The 19,449-nt window shown below is 34.4% G+C and carries 19 protein-coding genes; 9 read left to right on the top strand and 10 right to left on the bottom strand.

Annotation, left to right across the window (positions count from 1 at the left end):
• Window positions 1–49: 49 nt before the first annotated feature.
• From ACFSJT_RS14420 to ACFSJT_RS14395, 6 genes are all read right to left on the bottom strand, one after another.
• Window positions 50–1,531, bottom strand: coding sequence for a TolC family protein (locus tag ACFSJT_RS14420; RefSeq protein WP_378320996.1), 1,482 nt, complete (start codon window positions 1,529–1,531; stop codon window positions 50–52).
• Window positions 1,497–4,649: an efflux RND transporter permease subunit gene (locus ACFSJT_RS14415; protein WP_378320995.1), complete on the bottom strand. Its 3,153-nt coding sequence runs from the start codon at window positions 4,647–4,649 to the stop codon at window positions 1,497–1,499. Before ACFSJT_RS14415 ends, ACFSJT_RS14420 begins: the two co-directional genes overlap by 35 nt.
• Window positions 4,650–4,653: 4 nt before the next feature.
• Window positions 4,654–5,808, bottom strand: coding sequence for an efflux RND transporter periplasmic adaptor subunit (locus tag ACFSJT_RS14410; protein ID WP_378320994.1), 1,155 nt, complete (start codon window positions 5,806–5,808; stop codon window positions 4,654–4,656).
• A 157-nt stretch (window positions 5,809–5,965) separates the two neighbouring features.
• The gene (locus ACFSJT_RS14405; RefSeq protein ID WP_066314082.1) at window positions 5,966–6,157 is read right to left on the bottom strand and encodes a cold-shock protein; all 192 of its coding nucleotides are present in this window, start codon (window positions 6,155–6,157) and stop codon (window positions 5,966–5,968) included.
• A gap of 137 nt (window positions 6,158–6,294) precedes the next feature.
• On the bottom strand, window positions 6,295–7,344 hold the full coding sequence (locus tag ACFSJT_RS14400) for an RluA family pseudouridine synthase (protein WP_378320993.1): 1,050 nt from the start codon (window positions 7,342–7,344) through the stop codon (window positions 6,295–6,297).
• 11 nt (window positions 7,345–7,355) lie between these two features.
• Window positions 7,356–7,949: a PASTA domain-containing protein gene (locus ACFSJT_RS14395; RefSeq protein ID WP_378320992.1), complete on the bottom strand. Its 594-nt coding sequence runs from the start codon at window positions 7,947–7,949 to the stop codon at window positions 7,356–7,358.
• 94 nt (window positions 7,950–8,043) lie between these two features.
• On the opposite strand from ACFSJT_RS14395, the gene ACFSJT_RS14390 reads away from it, so the two are divergent.
• From ACFSJT_RS14390 to ACFSJT_RS14350, 9 genes are all read left to right on the top strand, one after another.
• Window positions 8,044–9,018, top strand: coding sequence for a D-alanine--D-alanine ligase (locus ACFSJT_RS14390; protein ID WP_378320991.1), 975 nt, complete (start codon window positions 8,044–8,046; stop codon window positions 9,016–9,018).
• Window positions 9,019–9,150: 132 nt separating this feature from the next.
• Complete coding sequence (coaD, locus tag ACFSJT_RS14385; RefSeq protein WP_378320990.1) at window positions 9,151–9,606, top strand: pantetheine-phosphate adenylyltransferase; 456 nt, start codon at window positions 9,151–9,153, stop codon at window positions 9,604–9,606.
• A gap of 6 nt (window positions 9,607–9,612) precedes the next feature.
• The gene (locus ACFSJT_RS14380) at window positions 9,613–10,020 is read left to right on the top strand and encodes a VOC family protein (RefSeq protein WP_378320989.1); all 408 of its coding nucleotides are present in this window, start codon (window positions 9,613–9,615) and stop codon (window positions 10,018–10,020) included.
• 43 nt (window positions 10,021–10,063) lie between these two features.
• On the top strand, window positions 10,064–11,461 hold the full coding sequence (locus ACFSJT_RS14375) for a DUF1800 domain-containing protein (protein WP_378320988.1): 1,398 nt from the start codon (window positions 10,064–10,066) through the stop codon (window positions 11,459–11,461).
• A gap of 12 nt (window positions 11,462–11,473) precedes the next feature.
• On the top strand, window positions 11,474–12,667 hold the full coding sequence (locus ACFSJT_RS14370) for a DUF1501 domain-containing protein (protein WP_378320987.1): 1,194 nt from the start codon (window positions 11,474–11,476) through the stop codon (window positions 12,665–12,667).
• A gap of 206 nt (window positions 12,668–12,873) precedes the next feature.
• Complete coding sequence (locus ACFSJT_RS14365) at window positions 12,874–13,338, top strand: GyrI-like domain-containing protein (protein WP_378320986.1); 465 nt, start codon at window positions 12,874–12,876, stop codon at window positions 13,336–13,338.
• Between the two features lie 113 nt (window positions 13,339–13,451).
• Window positions 13,452–14,021 carry a Crp/Fnr family transcriptional regulator gene (locus ACFSJT_RS14360; RefSeq protein WP_378320985.1) on the top strand — a complete coding sequence of 190 codons (570 nt, stop codon included), beginning with the start codon at window positions 13,452–13,454 and terminating at the stop codon, window positions 14,019–14,021.
• Window positions 14,022–14,089: 68 nt separating this feature from the next.
• The gene (locus ACFSJT_RS14355) at window positions 14,090–14,506 is read left to right on the top strand and encodes an SRPBCC family protein (protein ID WP_378320984.1); all 417 of its coding nucleotides are present in this window, start codon (window positions 14,090–14,092) and stop codon (window positions 14,504–14,506) included.
• A gap of 112 nt (window positions 14,507–14,618) precedes the next feature.
• A complete protein-coding gene (locus tag ACFSJT_RS14350) occupies window positions 14,619–15,440 on the top strand; it encodes a class I SAM-dependent methyltransferase (RefSeq protein ID WP_378320983.1) in 822 nt (273 codons plus the stop codon).
• On the opposite strand, the gene ACFSJT_RS14345 is transcribed toward ACFSJT_RS14350, so the two are convergent.
• Genes ACFSJT_RS14345 through ACFSJT_RS14330 form a run of 4 tightly spaced genes read right to left on the bottom strand, consistent with a single transcriptional unit; the run spans window position 15,437 to window position 19,413 of the window.
• On the bottom strand, window positions 15,437–15,655 hold the full coding sequence (locus ACFSJT_RS14345) for a hypothetical protein (protein ID WP_378320982.1): 219 nt from the start codon (window positions 15,653–15,655) through the stop codon (window positions 15,437–15,439). The two genes, ACFSJT_RS14350 and ACFSJT_RS14345, sit on opposite strands and share 4 nt — an antisense overlap.
• Window positions 15,652–17,046, bottom strand: a complete 1,395-nt coding sequence (locus ACFSJT_RS14340) for a radical SAM protein (protein ID WP_378320981.1) — start codon at window positions 17,044–17,046, stop codon at window positions 15,652–15,654. Before ACFSJT_RS14340 ends, ACFSJT_RS14345 begins: the two co-directional genes overlap by 4 nt.
• Window positions 17,036–17,776: a prolipoprotein diacylglyceryl transferase gene (locus tag ACFSJT_RS14335; RefSeq protein WP_378320980.1), complete on the bottom strand. Its 741-nt coding sequence runs from the start codon at window positions 17,774–17,776 to the stop codon at window positions 17,036–17,038. Before ACFSJT_RS14335 ends, ACFSJT_RS14340 begins: the two co-directional genes overlap by 11 nt.
• Before the next feature lie 38 nt (window positions 17,777–17,814).
• Window positions 17,815–19,413 (bottom strand): SulP family inorganic anion transporter, encoded by a 1,599-nt coding sequence (locus ACFSJT_RS14330; RefSeq protein WP_378320979.1) that lies wholly within the window; start codon window positions 19,411–19,413, stop codon window positions 17,815–17,817.
• Window positions 19,414–19,449: the final 36 nt, after the last annotated feature.

The raw sequence follows: 19,449 nt of genomic DNA, 5'->3' as shown, positions 1-19,449 counted from the left end.
TACAAATTTCTTATCTATCATTGTATTGGATAGGTTTATAGCAACCACGTTAATTTATTCTCCATCCTCCTCCCAAAGACTTATACAATTCTACCTCTGATTGTCTGATTGCTAAAAGAGTATTAAGCAACTCAATCTCTACTGCAAGTTTTTCATCGGTAGCTCTAAGAACCTCAAGATAGTTAGCATATCCATTGGCTAAAAGAGTATTCGAAAATTTTTCGGCATCCCCTAATGCAGCAACTTGTTCTTTACGTAGCTTAAATTTATTACCTTCTGCAAAGTAACTAATTAATGCATCACTTACTTCTTTCTGTGCTTGTATTACCGTTGATTTGAAATTGAGCAAGACACTTCTTTGTTCAGCTTGTTGAACTTCAAATTGCGTCTTAATTTCTCTTCTGTTAAAAATTGGTTGAGTCAATCCCGCTATAAGATTATTAAAAAATGAATCACTATTAAACCAATTATCAAAAGCCAAACTTTGAAATCCGGCCTCTGCAGTTAGTGTAATTCTTGGATAAAAGGAGGCCTGTGATGCGTTCGTTAATTGAAAAGTCTTGATTAATTCATATTCTGCCTGTATAATATCAGGTCGGTTTCGTAATAATTGTGAGGGAACTCCAATTTGCATACCTAATATCAAATTTGAATGATCAAGAGCATTTCTAGAAATTTCAGAAGGAGCTTTGCCAAGAAGAACACTAAGTGTATTTTCTAATAATCCAACTTGCTGTTCAACCTCTATAACCAGAATTTTGGCTGTTAGCAATTGAGACTCATTTTGTTTTACGGCTACCGCTGTTGTTTGGCCAGATTCTTTTAGTTGTTTTATGGTTTGCAAACTATTTTCTCTGGTCCTTACAGTTCTTTTAGCCAGTGCTAATTGTTCATCAAATATTTGTAATTGGTAGTACGAAAGAGCAATATCTGCCACTAATCTTGTTTGAATCGCCCTGTAAGAAGCATCTGCTTCTAAAAAAGAAGCATACTCAGCGTTTTTTAAACTTGTGATTCTTCCCCAAATATCAGCTTCCCAGCTTGCAGAAACGGTCGCATCGTATTGTTCAATTCTATTAGGTGTGTTACTACTTCCCTGATCTCCAATATTGGAAAACTGTTGCCCAATTGCGCTATTTCGCGCAAAATCTGAAGAAGTAACAGAAGCATTTAGACCTATGGCAGGTAAAAATCGTGCTTTTCCTCTTTTGTAAAGTGCTTCGGCTTTCAGGATGTTTTGATAAGCAATTCTTATATTAAAATTACTATCTAGTGCTTTTTGTATAAAAGAATGAAGGATTTCATCTTTGAAAAACTTTTTCCAAGGTATTTTACCAATGGTTAATGAATCTTTTGCATCAAATCCTCTATACGTCTCCTGTATTGATACATCAGGTTGAACATAATCTTTTGCCACAAAACAAGAATATAGTGTAAAAAATGGTAGTAGTATTAGTGATTTGAATAATGTAGTTTGTATTCTTTGCTTTATCTTACTAGTTTTCATCTTTTCCTCCTTCCGTATTTTCATTAGATGTTTTGGGAGCTCCAACAATTTTTTCATGTAGACTTTGAAAAACCATAAATAAAACAGGAACGAAGAATATGAGTAATAGGGTACCCACAAACAAGCCACCAGCTGCACCAGTCCCTATAGATTGATTTCCTTTTGCTCCAACTCCAGAGGCAATAATTAACGGCACCATACCGGCAATAAAAGCTGCTGAAGTCATTATTACAGGCCGGAGTCGTGTTTTTGCAGCTTCTAATCCTGCCTCTATAATGGACTTACCGGATCGTCGTTTTTGTAAACCAAACTCTACAATAAGTATTGCGTTCTTGGCTAATAAGCCTACTAACATTATCAAGGCTATCTGGAAATAAATATTATTTTGTAAACCGAAGATCCAACTAAATAAATAAGATCCTAGTAATCCCAAGGGCAAAGATAAAAGTACTGCGAAAGGAATTACATAACTTTCATACTGAGCGGCCAAAAAAAAGTAGATAAATATCAAACTAAGAATGAAAATAGTAGACAGTTGGCCTGCAGCTTCAAGTTGTTCTCTAGTGAGACTTCCAAAACCAAGACTAAAACCTCTTGGTAGGGAAAGCGCTAACTTATTAATCTCGGTAATAGCATCTCCAGAGCTAAAACCCGGTTTAACAGCCCCATTAACACCTACTGAAGTAAATAAATTAAAACGATTAACAGATTGAGGGCCATACATTCTTTCCAAAGTAAAATACTCGCTTATAGGAGAGGTTTCCCCGTTTTTGTTTCTTATGAAAATCTGATTAAAATCATCAATATTTGATCGATCCTGTGGTAAAGATTGAACATATACCCTATATTGTTTTCCGAATCGACTAAAATCGGCCGCATAAATTCCTCCTATATATCCTTGCAATGTTTCTAAAACCTGGTCAACCTGCATACCAGCAGTTTTAATCTTTGGTACATCTAATTTTAGCTGATATTGAGGAAACTGGGTACTAAATGAGCTTTGACTAAACTGAATAGGCTTTTGTTGCATGAGTTGTCTCATGAATTTTTGTGATACCTGATCTAATTCTTCCAGAGTGGCACCCTTTTCATTCAAAACATTAAAAGCAAAACCTCCTGCGTTACCAAATCCAGGTATTTGTGGAGGCTGAAAAAATACCATTTTAGCTCCCGGTATTGTAGCAGCGATTCCAAAAAGCTTATTTGTAATAGCGCTTACCGATAAAGAATCTGCTTCTCTTTTACTCCAATCCTCTAAAGGAATAAATCCAAGCGCATAAGATCCACCTGCACCTGCAAAAAAACTAGAACCTACAACCAATGATATAGACTTGATCCCTTTTACTTTGCTCGCTTTACTATAGAACTCTTCTGTAATCTCAAAAGTCCTGTCTAGTGAAGATCCAGGAGGTAAAGTAATATTAACAAATACGATGCTTCTATCCTCGGTGGGAACAAATCCTTTTGGTATTTGCTTATTTAGAAAATATATTATTGTAATAGCAGATAAGATAACAACAGCTGATATCCAACGATGCTTTCCTAAAAATAGTACTGAATTTCCATATCTCTTCTTCAAATGTTCAAATCCAGAATTAAAACCAGAAAAAAAACGCTGTAAAACATTCTTTTTTCCATTATCATCCTTGGGAGGTTTCAAAAATAACGCACTGAGTGCTGGACTCAAAGTCAAGGCATTTAATGAAGAAATCAATATTGCAATAATTAAAGTAACTCCAAATTGCTCAAAGAAAATTCCAATAGGCCCCACTAGAAATGTAACCGGAATAAAAACTGCTGCCATAACCAATGTGGTCGAAATAATAGCGCCCGCTATCTCATTCATGGCACTAATACTTGCCTTCTTAGCATTTTTTGCTCCCGATTCTAGTTTTGATTTTATGGCTTCTGTTACCACAATGGCATCATCCACAACAATACCAATAGCGAGAATTAGCGCAAAAAGCGTAAGAAGATTTATCGAATATCCTAAAAGATTCAGAAAGAAAAAAGTTCCTACAATTGATACGGGTACCGCAATTGCCGGAATAAGTGTGGTTCTTATATCCTGAAGAAATATGAAAACTACTATAAATACCAATAAAAAAGCAAGAATAAAGGTATTCAATAAATTATTGATAGAGGCTGAAAGAAAGTCATCTATATTATAGTTTACCTGATACTTCATTCCCTTAGGAAAATCAGTTTTTAAAGATTCGAGTTTATTTTTAACTTCAGTTATGACCTCGCTAGCATTGGATCCAGGAGATTGAAAAATCCCCATATTTACTGAAGGAACACCGTCTGTTCTGGATAGAGTGACATAGCTGGAAGCGTCCAACTCAATAGCCGCTACTTCTTTTAGTGTCAAAAAACGATTATTATCTAACGTTTTTAGTATAATATCTTCATATTCATCTACTTTGCTATATCGTCCTTTGTATTGAATTACATATTCAAAAGCCTGTCCCGAGTTTTGACCAATTGCTCCTGGGGCTGCTTCGACACTTTGTTCATTAAGCGCAAGAATTATATCGGCAGGTTCTAGACCATATGCTGCCATTTTATCAGGTTTTAGCCAAATTCTAATTGCATAAGTTTTATCACCAAATATAGTTACCTCACCTACTCCATTAATTCTTTGAATTACAGGGGTAACGTTGATATTCAAATAATTTTGTACAAACGTATCGCTAAATTTGTTGGTCGTACTCATAAATGATAAATACATTAGCGCACTATTTTCTCTTTTCTGAGTGACCACTCCTGTTCGCAAAACTTCTGCTGGCAGCAGAGGGTTCGCTCTTGCTACTCGATTTTGAACGTTAACTGCTGCAATATCGGGATCCTCCCCTTGATTAAAATAAACCGTTATTTCTGCACTGCCATCATTACTTGCCGTAGAAGTAATATAATCCATACCTTCTACTCCATTAATTTGTTCTTCTAGCGGAGTGATAACGCTTTCCAGAATAGTAGTAGCGCTTGCACCAGGAAAAGTAGTTCTAACTACCACTGTAGGGGGAGCAATTTGTGGATACTGTGTTACGGGAAGATTTTGTAATCCAAGAATACCCAGAATGACAATGATAATAGAAATTACTGTAGAAAAAACAGGTCTATCTATAAAAGTTTTCAGCATATCATTAATTTTTGAACACTGGGTTAATAGAATTCATGATACTATCCAGAGGAATTTCCCGAGGTTGTATTTTCATACCATCTCGAACCTGATTTATTCCTTCTGCTAATATTTTATCCCCTTCTTTTAATCCGGATTCAATGAGAATGTAATTATTAATTCTAGTTTCTACATTGATGTTTTTGCTCCGTAAAGTATCTCCTTCAGTAACTTTGAAAACGTAAGTTAATGTCTGTCTTTCATAACTAGATTGCTCTGGAATCACAAGGGTGTTTTTATAATTTTTTGGAATTAAAATCGTTCCGCTATTACCATTAGCCAGTAATCTTTCAGGATTAGGAAAAATAGCTCTAAATTGGATTGTACCTGTATCAGAATTTACATGGGCTGTTGTAGTTTGTATAACTCCTTGGTGTTGATAAGTAGAATCATCGGCAAGGCGTAGGGACACTTTGGAGAAATTATTGATTTTCTCTTGTAAGGATTGACCTTTGGTATTTCTCAAAAACGAAATATAATCTTTTTCATTTAAGGCAAAATATGCATATATCTTATCCAGTTTGCTTACCTCGGTAAGCGGAATTGGATCTGTTGCACTTACCAGAGCTCCCGGCTCATAAGGTATTCTTGCCACAACACCATCGACAGGACTTGTCACATTACTGTAGTTGACATTACGTTTTACACTTTTGTAGTTGTTTTTAGCTTGATCTAATTGAGCCTTAGCCGAATTTAGTTCAGAATAAGCTGATTTCAATTCAACATCGCTAATTATACCTTGTCGTACAAGAGGCTTTAGTTTATCTACTTCTATTTTTGCAGTATTTACTCTGGCCTGAACAGTTTTAATAGCATCTGCAGATGCCTGTGCTCTGGCATCCAACGACTGAGCTTCCAATTTAAACATGAGCTGCCCTTCTTTAACTTCCTCCCCTTCGTCTACGTATATTTCTTCTATAAACCCTTGTATTTTCGGTCTAATCTTTATGTTTTCAACCCCCTCAATACTCACTGGATATGATGAATATCCCACAATATCCTTTCTAACTACTTCTACAATTGGTAAAGCTTTAAGCCCTGTTTTTTGTTTTTGTTTTCCTTTACTGCAGGAAATAGTAATCAGCATGGATAAAATGATCAATTTGCTATTAATTCTCATAAACTATTTCTACTATTTTTTAAAAATAGATCATAAGTTTTGTGATAGTTACCTGTATCGCAAACAATTTTGTCTCATTTGAAATGAAAAAAATTAAACAAAAAAAAGCCTACTCATTTTGTGAGCAGGCTGTACTAAAAAAATTAATTCGTATATATTAAATCACTTTAACATTTACTGCGTTTAATCCTTTTTTACCTTCTTTAAGGTCAAACTCTACTTCATCTCCTTCACGAACTTCGTCGATTAATCCTGAGATGTGTACAAAGTGATCTTTGTTTGATCCTTCTTCTGTAATGAATCCAAATCCTTTGGAATCATTGAAAAATTTTACTGTTCCTTTATTCATTATAAAATATTAAAAGGCAAATGTACTATTTATTTGTTAAGGAATCTGTATTTATTTAAAAATAAAGTTTCTAATAACCTTAATTTAATATTGAAAAAAGTAGTGAAAATAGATGGTTTTCGTACCAATTGAATTAGTTATTGATCGGTCAATTGATTCTTGGCATAGTTTCTCCACCGTTCAACACATTGCTGTATATCTTCAGGAATTCTGCTTTCAAAGTGCATTTTCTCTCCAGTAACGGGATGCTCGAAACCCAGAGTCCGTGCATGTAATGCTTGTCTTGGTAGTATTTTGAAACAGTTTTCTACAAACTGTTTGTATTTAGTAAACGTAGTTCCTTTCAATATTTTTTCACCCCCATAACGCTCATCATTAAAAAGCGTGTGACCAATATGCTTCATATGAACCCTAATTTGATGTGTTCTACCAGTTTCCAATTTACAAGATACCAGAGTTACATATCCCAAACGTTCGATAACTTTATAATGAGTTACCGCCGGTTTACCTTTTTCTGCATCTTCTCCTTCAAAAACAGTGTTCTGAAGCCTGTTTTTTGGATGACGCCCAATATTACCTTCTATTGTCCCCTCATCTTCTTCAATATTCCCCCAAACAAGGGCTACATATTCACGCTCACTGGTTTTATCAAAAAACTGCTTGGCCAGGTGTGTCATCGCTTCTTCAGTCTTGGCGATTACTAAAAGTCCACTGGTATCCTTATCAATACGATGTACTAAACCCGGACGATCACTACTATTATTGGGAAGGTTATCAAAATGATAAATCAATGCATTGATCAAAGTACCAGAGTAATTACCGTGACCAGGATGAACTACCATTCCTGCAGGTTTATTTACCACCAACAGCACCTCATCCTCGTATACAATATCTAACGGAATATCCTCGGGTGTCAGTAGATTCTCATAAGGCGGGTGAGAGAAAAGCACTCTAACTACGTCGTTAGGTTTTACCTTGTGATTAGATTTTACTGGGATATCGTTAACAAACACACTACCATTTTTAGCAGCTTGTTGTATCTTATTACGAGTAGCATTTTCAACAAAATTCATCAGGAATTTATCCACACGTAATGGGACTTGGCCAGCTCCTGCCACAAAACGATAATGCTCATAGAGATCATCCTCGGCACCATCAAAATCTCCTGTATCTACATTTTCTTCCAAAACTTTTCGTATTAATTGGAAAGATTTAACTTCAATCCTTTGCCATCACCAACTACTAAATCAATTGTAGAGGTTTTCATTAACATTGTTCCCGGCTCTAATTTTTTTCCTTTATGTCTCAGTTCAAGAACCTGATCAGACATATTAGGTTTATAAGTAACTGTACCTATTTTAAATCCAATAGCTATTAATTTAGGTTCTGCTTGTCTACGCGTTTGTAGCACCACATCAGGAACTTCAATTTTTCGATATCCTGAAGGATTTAAGGTAACATATATTTTTCTATTCTCCTTTACTTCACTACCGGCAACCGGATTTTGTTCTATAACAGAATATCGAGGATAATCGGGATTAAAACTAGCAGAATCCTGGACTTCATAACGCAAGTCTTTCTCTGTAAGGATCTTCTCTACCTCATCTAAATTCTTTTTACTCAAACTAGGAACTACAATACGTTGGTGATGATTTGTAGTACTTTCTAACCACTCTAAAGCAACATATGACAGTATTGCAAGCATCGCAATAGCAATAACTACTTGTATTAAGAATATTTTACTATAGATAAATTTAAAAAGTCCTTTGAAGAAATCGACAACTTTATTCATAAATATGTGCATAATTTGGACAAATATATAAAAACGGAAAGTTTTAAGCTTTTCTTATAAGATAAATGATATTTTTGTTTTTAAAAGTACTTGAATGAAGAAAAATATTGCCATTTTAATGGGGGGATATTCTAGCGAATTCGAAATATCTATACAAAGTGGGAATGTTGTATACAAACATTTGGATCCAGAGAAATATGTTGCCTATCGAATTCATATTACTACAGATGGTTGGTATTATGTAGATGACAGAGATCAAAAACATCCTATAGATAAAAATGATTTCTCTCTCTCATTAAATGGTTCTAAAATTATTTTTGATGCTGCTTTTAACATTATTCATGGTACTCCTGGTGAGGACGGTTTGATTCAGGCATACTTTGAACTGATTGGAATACCGCAAACTGCTTGTGATTTTTATCCTGCTGCCCTTACTTTTAACAAAAGAGATTGTATAAGCGCCTTAAAACCATATGGAATACCAACAGCGACTAATTATTTTCTGAATAAAGGAGACAAAATAGACTCAAATGAAATTTTAGATACAGTTGGCTTACCCTGTTTTGTGAAAGCGAACAAAGCTGGTAGCAGCTATGGGGTTTCTAAAGTAAAAACCGAAGCTGAGCTTCTTCCGGCTATTGATTTGGCCTATAAAGAAGATGATGAGATTATTATTGAATCTTTTTTAAGCGGAACCGAAGTATCTGTTGGAGTAATTACCTACAAAGGCAAAGACACCGTGCTCCCAATCACAGAAATCGTATCAGAGAATGAATTTTTTGATTATGAAGCTAAGTATTTAGGGAAATCTCAAGAAATCACTCCAGCCCGACTATCAGAAAAAGATATGAAAAAAGTTCAAGATCTGGCACTACGAGTATATCAGATATTAAAAATGAAGGGGTTTTCGCGTAGTGAATATATTTTTCATAATGGAGAACCTCATTTTATTGAAATGAATACTACTCCCGGATTTAGTGAGGCCAGTATTTTACCTCAACAAGTATTGGCCGCAGGAATTAGTATAAAAGATTTATTAACTAACACGATTGAGGAAGCCATTCAATAGTTATTATTTTAATAAACAGATTATGAATTAAAAATCTCGCTAAAAAGGAAACGTTACTTAAAATCTAGAATCGTTATTATTACATCTTAAATTCATTTATATCTTTGTAATCACACCAATCCATCGTCACTCATGAGAAGAGCTGTTTTTCCAGGATCATTTGACCCTATCACTTTAGGACATTATGACATTATAGAAAGAGGATTAACTCTTTTTGATGAAATTATCATTGCTATAGGGATCAATGCTGATAAAAAATATATGTTCTCTCTAGAGGAAAGAAAGCGATTTATACAAGAAGCCTTTAAAGGTGAATCTAAAATAAAGGTCATGACCTACAAAGGGTTAACTGTTGATTTTTGCAAGCAACAAGATGCTAATTTTATACTTAGAGGGCTAAGAAACCCAGCGGATTTTGAATTTGAAAAAGCGATAGCACATACCAACCGAAAGATGTCTGAAATAGAAACAGTGTTTTTATTAACCTCATCGGGTAAAAGTTATATATCTTCTTCAATCGTACGCGATGTTATTAGAAATGGTGGAAACGTTTCGGGGTTAGTTCCAGATACTGTAAAAGTAAAGTAACGATAGATGCAACGTAAAATTGGAGCAATCACTTTAGTGGTAAAAGATTATGACGAGGCCATTCAATTTTATATCGAAAAACTTAATTTCATACTTGTAGAAGACATAAAACTTGATGATGCAAAACGATGGGTATTAATTACCCCATCACTTGATAGCGATACAAATATTTTACTTGCCAGAGCAACAACTCAACCCCAAGAAGAAGCCATAGGAAACCAAACTGGAGGGCGAGTTTTTTTGTTTTTATATACCAATGATTTCTGGAAGGATTACAATCATATGAAATCAAAAGGAGTTTCTTTTCTAGAACAACCAAGAGATGAAATCTATGGTACCGTGGTTGTTTTTGAAGATCTTTATGGCAACAAATGGGATTTGATTGAAATTAAAAAAAATATATCTACAAGTTAAACCATTTGTATAATCCATAGTCTTACAGATAAATACTGGGACTATGAATACTTCTTTGTCAGACAAACAAATACAACACCTCTATTGGCGCACGGGTTTCGGAATTACCTCTAATGAATTAAAAACTACTAGAAAATTTACAAAAAACCAGATCATCGATCGATTATTCTTAGAAAGCCAAAAAGCCTCTCCGCTACATATGAATTTTGGAGCCCTAAACAAAAGCCCCAAGAATCTTTCTAGAGAAGAAAGAAAAGAAGCACGTAAACTTCGCATACAAAAAATGAACGAATTGAATTTCCTTTGGTTTTCTCGTTTATTAAATACTGACCAAATCCTTCGTGAAAAAATGACCTTGTTTTTCCATGATCATTTTGCAGTTCGTCTCAGAACACCTAGAGCTTGTATTCATCTGAATAATGTGATTAGAAAACATGCACTGGGAAACTTTGGTGACATGCTTGTAGAAGTATCCAAATCCCCAGCTATGCTACTATTCTTAAATAATCGACAAAACCGAAAAGATCACCCTAATGAAAACTTTGCAAGAGAATTGATGGAGTTATTCACCTTGGGAAGAGATAATGAGTATAATGAAAACGATATTAAAGAAGCAGCTCGAGCTTTTACAGGTTGGACTTTTAACAAAGAAGGTCAATTTATTTTAAGAAAAAATCACCATGATTATGGAGAAAAAACATTTTTAGGAAGAACCGGAAACTTTACTGGTGAAGATATTCTCAAAATACTTTTAAAAGAAAAGCAAACGGCTCTTTATATAACCCAAAAATTATATTCTTATTTGGTTAATGAAACTATAAATAAGAATCGTGTTGAAAAACTGGCAATGGTTTTTTATGATTCTAACTATAATCTTGAAATTTTACTTAGAGAAATACTAAGTAGCAAGTGGTTTTATGATTCTCAAAACATTGGAAATAAAATAAAATCACCAATCGAATTAATGGTCGGACTTAGTAGAACTTTTCATATTCAATATGAAGATCCAAAGGTGTTACTTTATCTTCAGCGTAAATTAAATCAAATATTATTCTTTCCGCCTAACGTTGCGGGCTGGACCGGTGGAAAAGCCTGGATAGACAATTCGACACTTATGCTACGTTTGAAGCTAGCTTCGGTTACACTAAATAGCGGAGTTATTGAGTGGCAAGATGAAAACGATAATCCTGAAAATAAAATGATGAGACAAGAGATAAATAAGGCCGTAAAATCTAAACTTCAAAAAAAAGTAAAAGCTACTCCTGACTGGAAAAGTTTTTTAACATCTTTAGAACAAAAAGGTAAATCAAACCTTATCTCCTTTATCCTCCAACCCGAATTATCTGAAATGGCAAGAGGAGTAGTATCACGATTAAATCAAAACGATACCAAGCATTTTATAATCGAATTGTTGAGTTTACCCGAATATCAACTTTGCTAAAACCAAATACTTATGGAACGAAGAGACTTTTTAAAACAATCGGTTTTTGCATCAGGAATAGCACTTATCCCCTCTTTCATAAAAGGAATGGAGTTTTTATCCCCAGAGCAATTATCAGGGTATAGAAATGTTATTATTATTCAGCTTTCTGGCGGTAATGATGGATTAAACACTATAATTCCTATAAGTAATGATATTTATCACAACTCAAGGCCTTCCATTGCAAAAAAAGAAGCGCAAACATTAAAAATAACAAATGATTTAGCTTTCAATGACCATCTAAAAGCTATTAAGGAATTATATGATCTAGGCGAAGTATCTATCATAAATAATGTAGGATACCCAAATCCCAGTCGATCGCATTTTAGAAGTACGGACATCTGGCAAACGGCTAGTGATACGAATGAGTATCTATCAACAGGTTGGGTAGGCCGGTACCTGGATGCCAATTGCCAGCATCCGTACCAAGCTATCGAGGTAGACAATTCTTTATCTTTAGCAATGAAAGGTAATCTTATGAATGGTATTGCGGTTCCTGACCCAAGCCAGTTACATAAAACTACCCGAGAACCTTTCTTTAAAAATCTGGTTGCAAATACCCAAAAAGAAATGTTAGATGAAGATAATCAGGGGTATTTATACAAAACCATGTTAGAAACTTATTCTTCTGCTTCTTACATTTATGAAACCTCTAAGATTTATACTACTAATACGGAGTATCCTCGCAATCCATTTGCAAAAAACCTGAAAACTATTGCAAATTTCATTATTTCTGGCTTAAAAACAAGAGTTTATTATAGTTCTCTAGGTGGTTTTGATAGTCACGTAAATCAACTAAATAGTCAGGATCGATTATTAAAAATGTATTCAGAATCCATTGGTGCTTTGGTCAAAGACTTAAAGAAAAATAATCGATTTAAAGACACTTTAATTCTTACTTTTTCTGAATTTGGCCGTAGAGTAAGACAGAACGGAAGCCGAGGGACTGATCATGGTGCAGCAAACAACGTAATGATCATCGGAGGTTCTTTAAAAAATGCCGGAATTTATAATGAACTCCCAAATCTAAATGATCTTGATGATAACGGGGATATCAAATACACGATAGATTTTAGAAATATATATGCTACAATTCTTAATAATTGGCTAGAGATTAATGATCAAAATATTCTAAATACTAATTTTAAGAAGCTTGGATTTATATAATTTCATAGAAAGCTAAAAAAAACCTCAAAGTAAGCTACTCGGGGCAAGCCCACTAGGCATCGGTTGAAAATTAATTTTGATTTTACGGCAAGCCAGAGAACATTTTAATCTCGATTATTGAGTAAAGTCGATGAATTACTACTGACATACCCTTGTCATAACACCCTTCTATTTTTGGAATAGTATTCATCCTAAAAACCAAAAATATGACAACAGAGAAATTTGAAAGCTTTTACATTATTGGGCTTTCTGTACGTACACGCAATGAAGATCAACATCTCACAAATGACATTTATAATCTATGGGATGTTTTTATGAAAAAAGAGACAATACATAGAATTCCTAATAAACTAGAAAATACCCTGTACGGCGTTTATACAGATTATGAAAATAGAGATTCTGGTTATTATACTGCAATAGTAGGTTGTAAAGTGAGCACTTTAGATACAATTCCGGATGGTATGATAGGTATAACCATCAATAATGGTACTTATTCTAAATTCATCGCTAAAGGAGACGTGACTAAGAATGCAATCCCAGATACATGGGCAAAAATATGGAAGTCCAATCTTAATAGGACATTTTCTACCGATTTTGAGGTTTACGATAAAAGAGCTATGAATCCAGTTAATGCCGAAGTAGATATTTTTGTAGGTGTAAACGAACTGTAAACACCTACATATTAATCTGAATATAATCTGCCTGGTTTCGAAATCAGGCAGGTTTATTCATTTTTTGTAAAATGGGCTTTTACACGTATCTTGAAGTTCATTAAAAACAATGAATGAACGAATTACGGCAATACATAAAAACATATTTCGGAGTCACCAATGAAGATATGGATTCGATTTCTCATTTGTTCAAAGAAAATACACTTCAAAAAGGAGAATTCTTTACAGAAAAAGATAACTATTGTCATCAATTAAGTTTTGTTCGCTCAGGATACCTAAGGATTTTTTCAGAAACGGAACACAAAGAGGTTACACAATGGATTTCTACACAAGGATATTTTGTAACTGATCTTTCTAGTTTAATTTTTAACACTCCTTCTCGTTTTAACATCCAGGCGTTAACCGATTGTAATTTATATAGCATTGAAAAATCAGATTATCTCAATCTTGGCGAGCATGTATCCAAATGGGACAAACTCGAAAAATTATTTATTGCCAAATGCTTTGTTACCTTAGAGAATCGTGTTTTTAATCACTTATCCAAATCGGCAGAAGAACGTTATCTTGATCTTTTTGCAGAAAACCCTGCCCTTTTTAATCAAATCCCGTTACAATATCTGGCTTCGATGTTGGGAATGACTCCAGAAACTTTAAGCCGAATCCGAAAGAAAAAAATTTCTTGATATAGATCAAGCAAAACCAAATGTTGTTAGTTGAAATTTGTGATAGTCAACTTAAAAAAACTATCATAATGGAAATTAGAACTGAAATCAACATCAACGCAACCACTCAAAAAGCATGGCAAATACTAATTGATTTTGATAATTATCCTAACTGGAATCCTTTCATAAAAACAATATCAGGAAAACCAGAAATAGGCAACACCATAAAAGTAGTTCTCCCAGAGATGACCTTTACACCCAAAATAACAGCTTTTAAAACCAATAAAGAGTTGAGATGGCTTGGGCATTTTTTGTTCAAAGGCTTGTTTGATGGAGAACATATTTTTAGGATTCATGACAATGCAGATGGAACTATTACCTTTAATCATTCAGAAAAGTTTAGTGGTATTTTAGTCCCTTTGTTCAAGAAAAAATTACTTTCTGAAACCAAACAAGGTTTTGAAGCAATGAATATAAAATTAAAAGAAGTTGCAGAACAGGTATAAACCCGGTTTAACTCATAAAGTTAACTTAAAACTTAAGTGACAAGATCTAAAATAAATATTAAACCTATTTTTATTTAATAATTTTAATCAATAATTGAATAATAGTTTATTTATGCAAATCCACGAGACCGCTTTTGTAGTATCTACCTATAGGTCACATCATGAAGACATTAGTAAAGACACATATGCCAAATTATGGAACAACCCTGCTACTGATGCTATAATCCCTGATATTTTCGAACGAGTTTCAAAGTATGAGGCTATTTTACACAGCCTGAGAAATCGCTTTTTTTATGAACGAATGAATACTTTTTTCAAAAAGAATAATGGTGGAACATTGATCAACTTTGGTTCAGGCTTTAGTATGTATCAATTTTCATTTGGTGATCATGTTGCTACCATCGAAATCGATAAAAAAGACATTATTGACTATAAAAAAGATAAAATAGACCATTGGACAAAAGAAGGAAAACTTCCATTTCGTAATATAACGTATTCTGCTATTGACTTCAATAAAAACACCCCTACCGAGATTATTGCATCTCTTAGACCATTAATTCAAAAAGAACCTACATTCATCCTATTAGAAGGAGTATTATTCTTTCTTGACAGAAAGACTACTAATACATTATTTGAAGTATTCAAAAAATTACAAGAACCAGGAGACCTAGTTGGCGTTGTAACATATCTGCCAGAAGTTGAAAACACCCAAGTATATAAACGTTTATTACATTATTTTGATAGTCATAACGACACTAACGATTCCTTTATGCATCAAACAATTCCGGAGGCTTATTTTCGTAACATAGACGGATACAAGGTAATAGAAAACACTGATGAATTTGAGTTATCAACGATCTATGCGCCTGAACACGGTATAAAAGATAAAACAACTATTCTGAATGAAACCATTTTTCTTTTGGAAAGGATTTAGAACCCGGTTAATAGTATACCACAGATTCCTAATCCTACAACCAAGTATATTCCTGCAAGAATAAAAAAGACTTTACCGGCTTTACGATAATTATTATAAAATAATATAAGCCCGATAATAGCAAGAAATATAGGCGGCCCCAAAAGTATTGCAAGAATTAAATAAATTATACCGTCTAGATTGCCTGGCTCAAATACAATTGAATTAAGTATCATACACTTTCATTTCTAAGTTGTTCTAAATATTCTTGTTTATCATCCCTGTAAAACAAATTCATGGTTTCAAAAGGAATGATTTTATAATCTTTATTTACGATATGAACGCAAGATTTTTTGATAGCACGTACGTCAAAATTATAAGCATCAATAAACTGCATAATAATAATTCTGAATAGATTATCATATCCCAAATCAGGTGCGTCAATCTCTGGGAGACAACACATAATTGATTTCAAATTCTCTGATGCGGTTTCTACCGAATTACCAGTACTGAACAATTCCAAAACTTTACCATGCAATTCCTCATCCTGTTCATAAACGATAGTATTTTTACCATTATCTAATAAATCTGCGGGATTTATATATCGCGTAAGTGGTAAAATACCTTCTTCGTTTTTTAACGCATACCCCATAACCAAAGCATCGGGGTTGCAAGGCACCGGAATAAGATCATTGGGTTCAAAAACCGGAAATTGTTCTAATATTTTCCTTCGTACTTCTGTGAGTGTAATCCTGTCGGTTTGTGCATCAAAATCTTCTAAGCGTCCTGCTATTTGTGTAGGTTGAAAAGTGACCCCACGAACACATTTTTGTTGTGTAGCAAATGCAATAATCTCTCCTATTTCATTATCGTTAAGTCCTTTTTCTAGTGTGACTACTAAGGTAGTAGAAAGATTAAATTCATTAAGATTGGTTATGGCTTGCTTTCGAGTTTTGGTTAGATCTTCACCTCTCAACTTTTGCAATGCTTCAACTTGCAGCGAATCAAACTGTAAATAAATTTCAAAATCGGGCATGTAGCTTGCTAACCGTTGTGTGAATTTGATGTCTTTTGCTATACGAACTCCGTTGGTGTTTACCATGAGATGTCGAATAGGTAATTTTTTGGCATACTCTAAAATCTCAAAAAACTGGGGATGAACCGTAGGTTCTCCTCCACTGATTTGCACAACATCGGGTTCTTTTTCATTTTCAACAATGGCATCCAACATTTTTTTAATTTCCTCTAATGTACGATGACGGCCGTAGTTTGGAGAAGAAGAAGCATAGCAGGTAGGACAGGTTAAATTGCAGCGGTCTGTAACTTCAATAATAGTCAGACAAGAATGCTGCTCATGGTCCGGACATAATCCACAATCATAAGGACAACCATAATCTGTAGTCGTGTTGAATTTATGTGGGAATTCTGATGGTTTATTATAATTTCTTATATTTTTATAATACTCGATATCATCAGCAATTAAAACTTTAGATCTGCCATGTTCTGGGCAGCGTTTAAGCATAAATACTTTATCATCCTCAAAAACAATTTTTGCATCTACTCTTTTAAGACAATTTGGACATAAACTTAATGTAAAATCGTAATAGGTATAATTTCTAGTTGGCATAAAAAAGTTTTCGAATCGTTTTATAATAATAAATCCAGCATAAGATACATAAATACTGGATACTGCTTAGTCCCAAGATCAAAAATGTATTCGGTTTCAAGAATTCTATCATAAAACGAAACGAGAAATAAGAAATCATAAAGTACTGAAATAACAATCCGCTCTGGAGGGTTTTTTCTTTTTGAAGATACTTAAGAAAAATCCATAAAATAATGAGAAAAACAACTTCGTATAATGCAATTGGATATCTTTGTAGACCGTCTCCAAGATCCATTCCCAAAAAAGAGGAGGTTTCTTTGCCGTAAGTAAACTCGTTAACTCCAGCTAAAAAGCAACCCACTCGACCTACTAGAATACCCAAAATAATTGGAAAGGTAAATAAATCCCCCGATGACTTCTTTTCATTGATCATTTTTTTTGCCAATTCTACTCCCAGAAGTCCTCCAAAGAGTCCTCCCATAATTGTTTTGGCGTTAAGTAATGAGAGAAAATATTCAGGTCCAGATGAAATAATAGGATTTTCTAAAAATCCAACAATTCTGGAGCCAAAAAAGGCACCAAATACTGCACCTATAATGATAGACAATCTACGAGTATTGGTTATTGGATCTTGCGTGTTTTTCTTAAGGTATACGTAATATCGAAATCCTATGAAGAAGGCTGCATATTCTAAAATCAAATGGATATTCAATTTAACACCAAAAACAACAGGTTCAAAAGGAATCTCCATTTACTAATTCGTTCGATTTACTGTCGAAATATACATTTTTATTCCATAACCTTCGCCATGACATGATACCTTGGATCGTCTACATCATGTTCGATAACATTGGCCAATCGCGGCGAAGCTTTGATCATTAAGGCTTGGCATTCTTCGCTAAGATGTTTTATTTTCACTTTCTTACCGGCTTCTTCATATTTTCCTACTAAAGCCCATATAGCTTCCAAAGCTGAGTGATCACTCACGCGAGATTCAATAAAATCAATTTCTACATTTTCTGGATCATTTGCTACATCAAACTTACTGTTGAATGCTTGTATACTTCCGAAGAAAAGAGGTCCCCAAATCTCATATACTTTGGTTCCGTCCTCCTTGATATGTTTTCGTGCCCGAATTTTTTTGGCATTTTCCCACGCAAACGCTAGAGCCGACATAATTACACCTGCAATTACTGCCACAGCCAAATCAAAAAATACTGTGAGTAATGAGACCGCAACCAAGACGATAGCATCTGTTAACGGAATTTTATTGATAATCCTGAAACTTGACCAAGCAAAAGTTCCTATAACTACCATAAACATTACTCCAACTAACGCAGCAATAGGCACTTGCTCTATTAATCCTGAGGCAAATAAAATAAATAAAAGTAAAGTAACTGCAGCTACTATACCCGAAAGCCTGGTACGTCCACCTCCCTTAATATTAATAATGGATTGCCCAATCATAGCACAGCCACCCATTCCGCCAAACAACCCTGTAACAATATTTGCTCCTCCCTGAGCCAAACATTCTCTGTTTGAATTTCCTCTGGTTTCAGTTAATTCGTCAATAAGATTTAGAGTCATCAAAGATTCTATTAACCCAATGGCGGCTAATATCAGTGCATAAGGACCAATAAATTTAAAGGTTTCCCAATTCAGGGGTACTTTATTAAAAATATCAAATTGAAACTGTGGTAATCCACCTTTTAGACCTTCTCCACCTCCATCTTTAATAAAACTCCCTACGGTTGCTACATCAAGTTTTCCAAGTATCACAATTGCAGATACGACTAAAATCCCAATCAAAGCTTCAGGTAATTTTGATGTTGCTTTTAATTTTGGTAATCCCCACATAATGAACATTGTGAGTAGTACTAACCCTAGCATCAGCCATAATTCGATACCTTGCATCCATACTTTTTCTCCATTCACGAACTCTTTGAACATTCCCAATTGAGAAAGAAAGATCACGATTGCCAAACCATTTACAAACCCCATCATTACAGGATGTGGTATTAAACGCACAAACTTTCCTAGTTTTAAGACTCCAGCCAGCATTTGTATGATTCCCATCAAAATCACCGTGGCAAAAAGATAATAAAGTCCTAACTCTTCTCCTGGAGCTCCCATTGCATTTCCCTCGGCAACCAAACTTACCATAACTACCGCTAAAGCGCCAGTTGCACCAGAGATCATCCCGGGGCGACCACCAAAAGTAGAGGTAATCAATCCAATCATAAAGGCTGCGTACAATCCTACTAAAGGATCAACTCCTGCAACAAAGGCAAAAGCTACAGCCTCGGGAACCAATGCAAGCGCTACAGTTAGCCCAGATAAAATATCATTTTTGGCATTAGCCACTCTTTTTCTTACAAACTCGGTCATAGTTGTGATATTTGAGGGGGCAAAAATACGTTTATT

It is taken from the genome of Aquimarina celericrescens, assembly GCF_042682765.1.
Taxonomy (GTDB): Bacteria; Bacteroidota; Bacteroidia; order Flavobacteriales; family Flavobacteriaceae; genus Aquimarina; species Aquimarina celericrescens.
The sequence above is the reverse complement of the archived record's forward strand: the minus strand, read 5'-3'. Positions and strand labels throughout refer to the sequence as shown.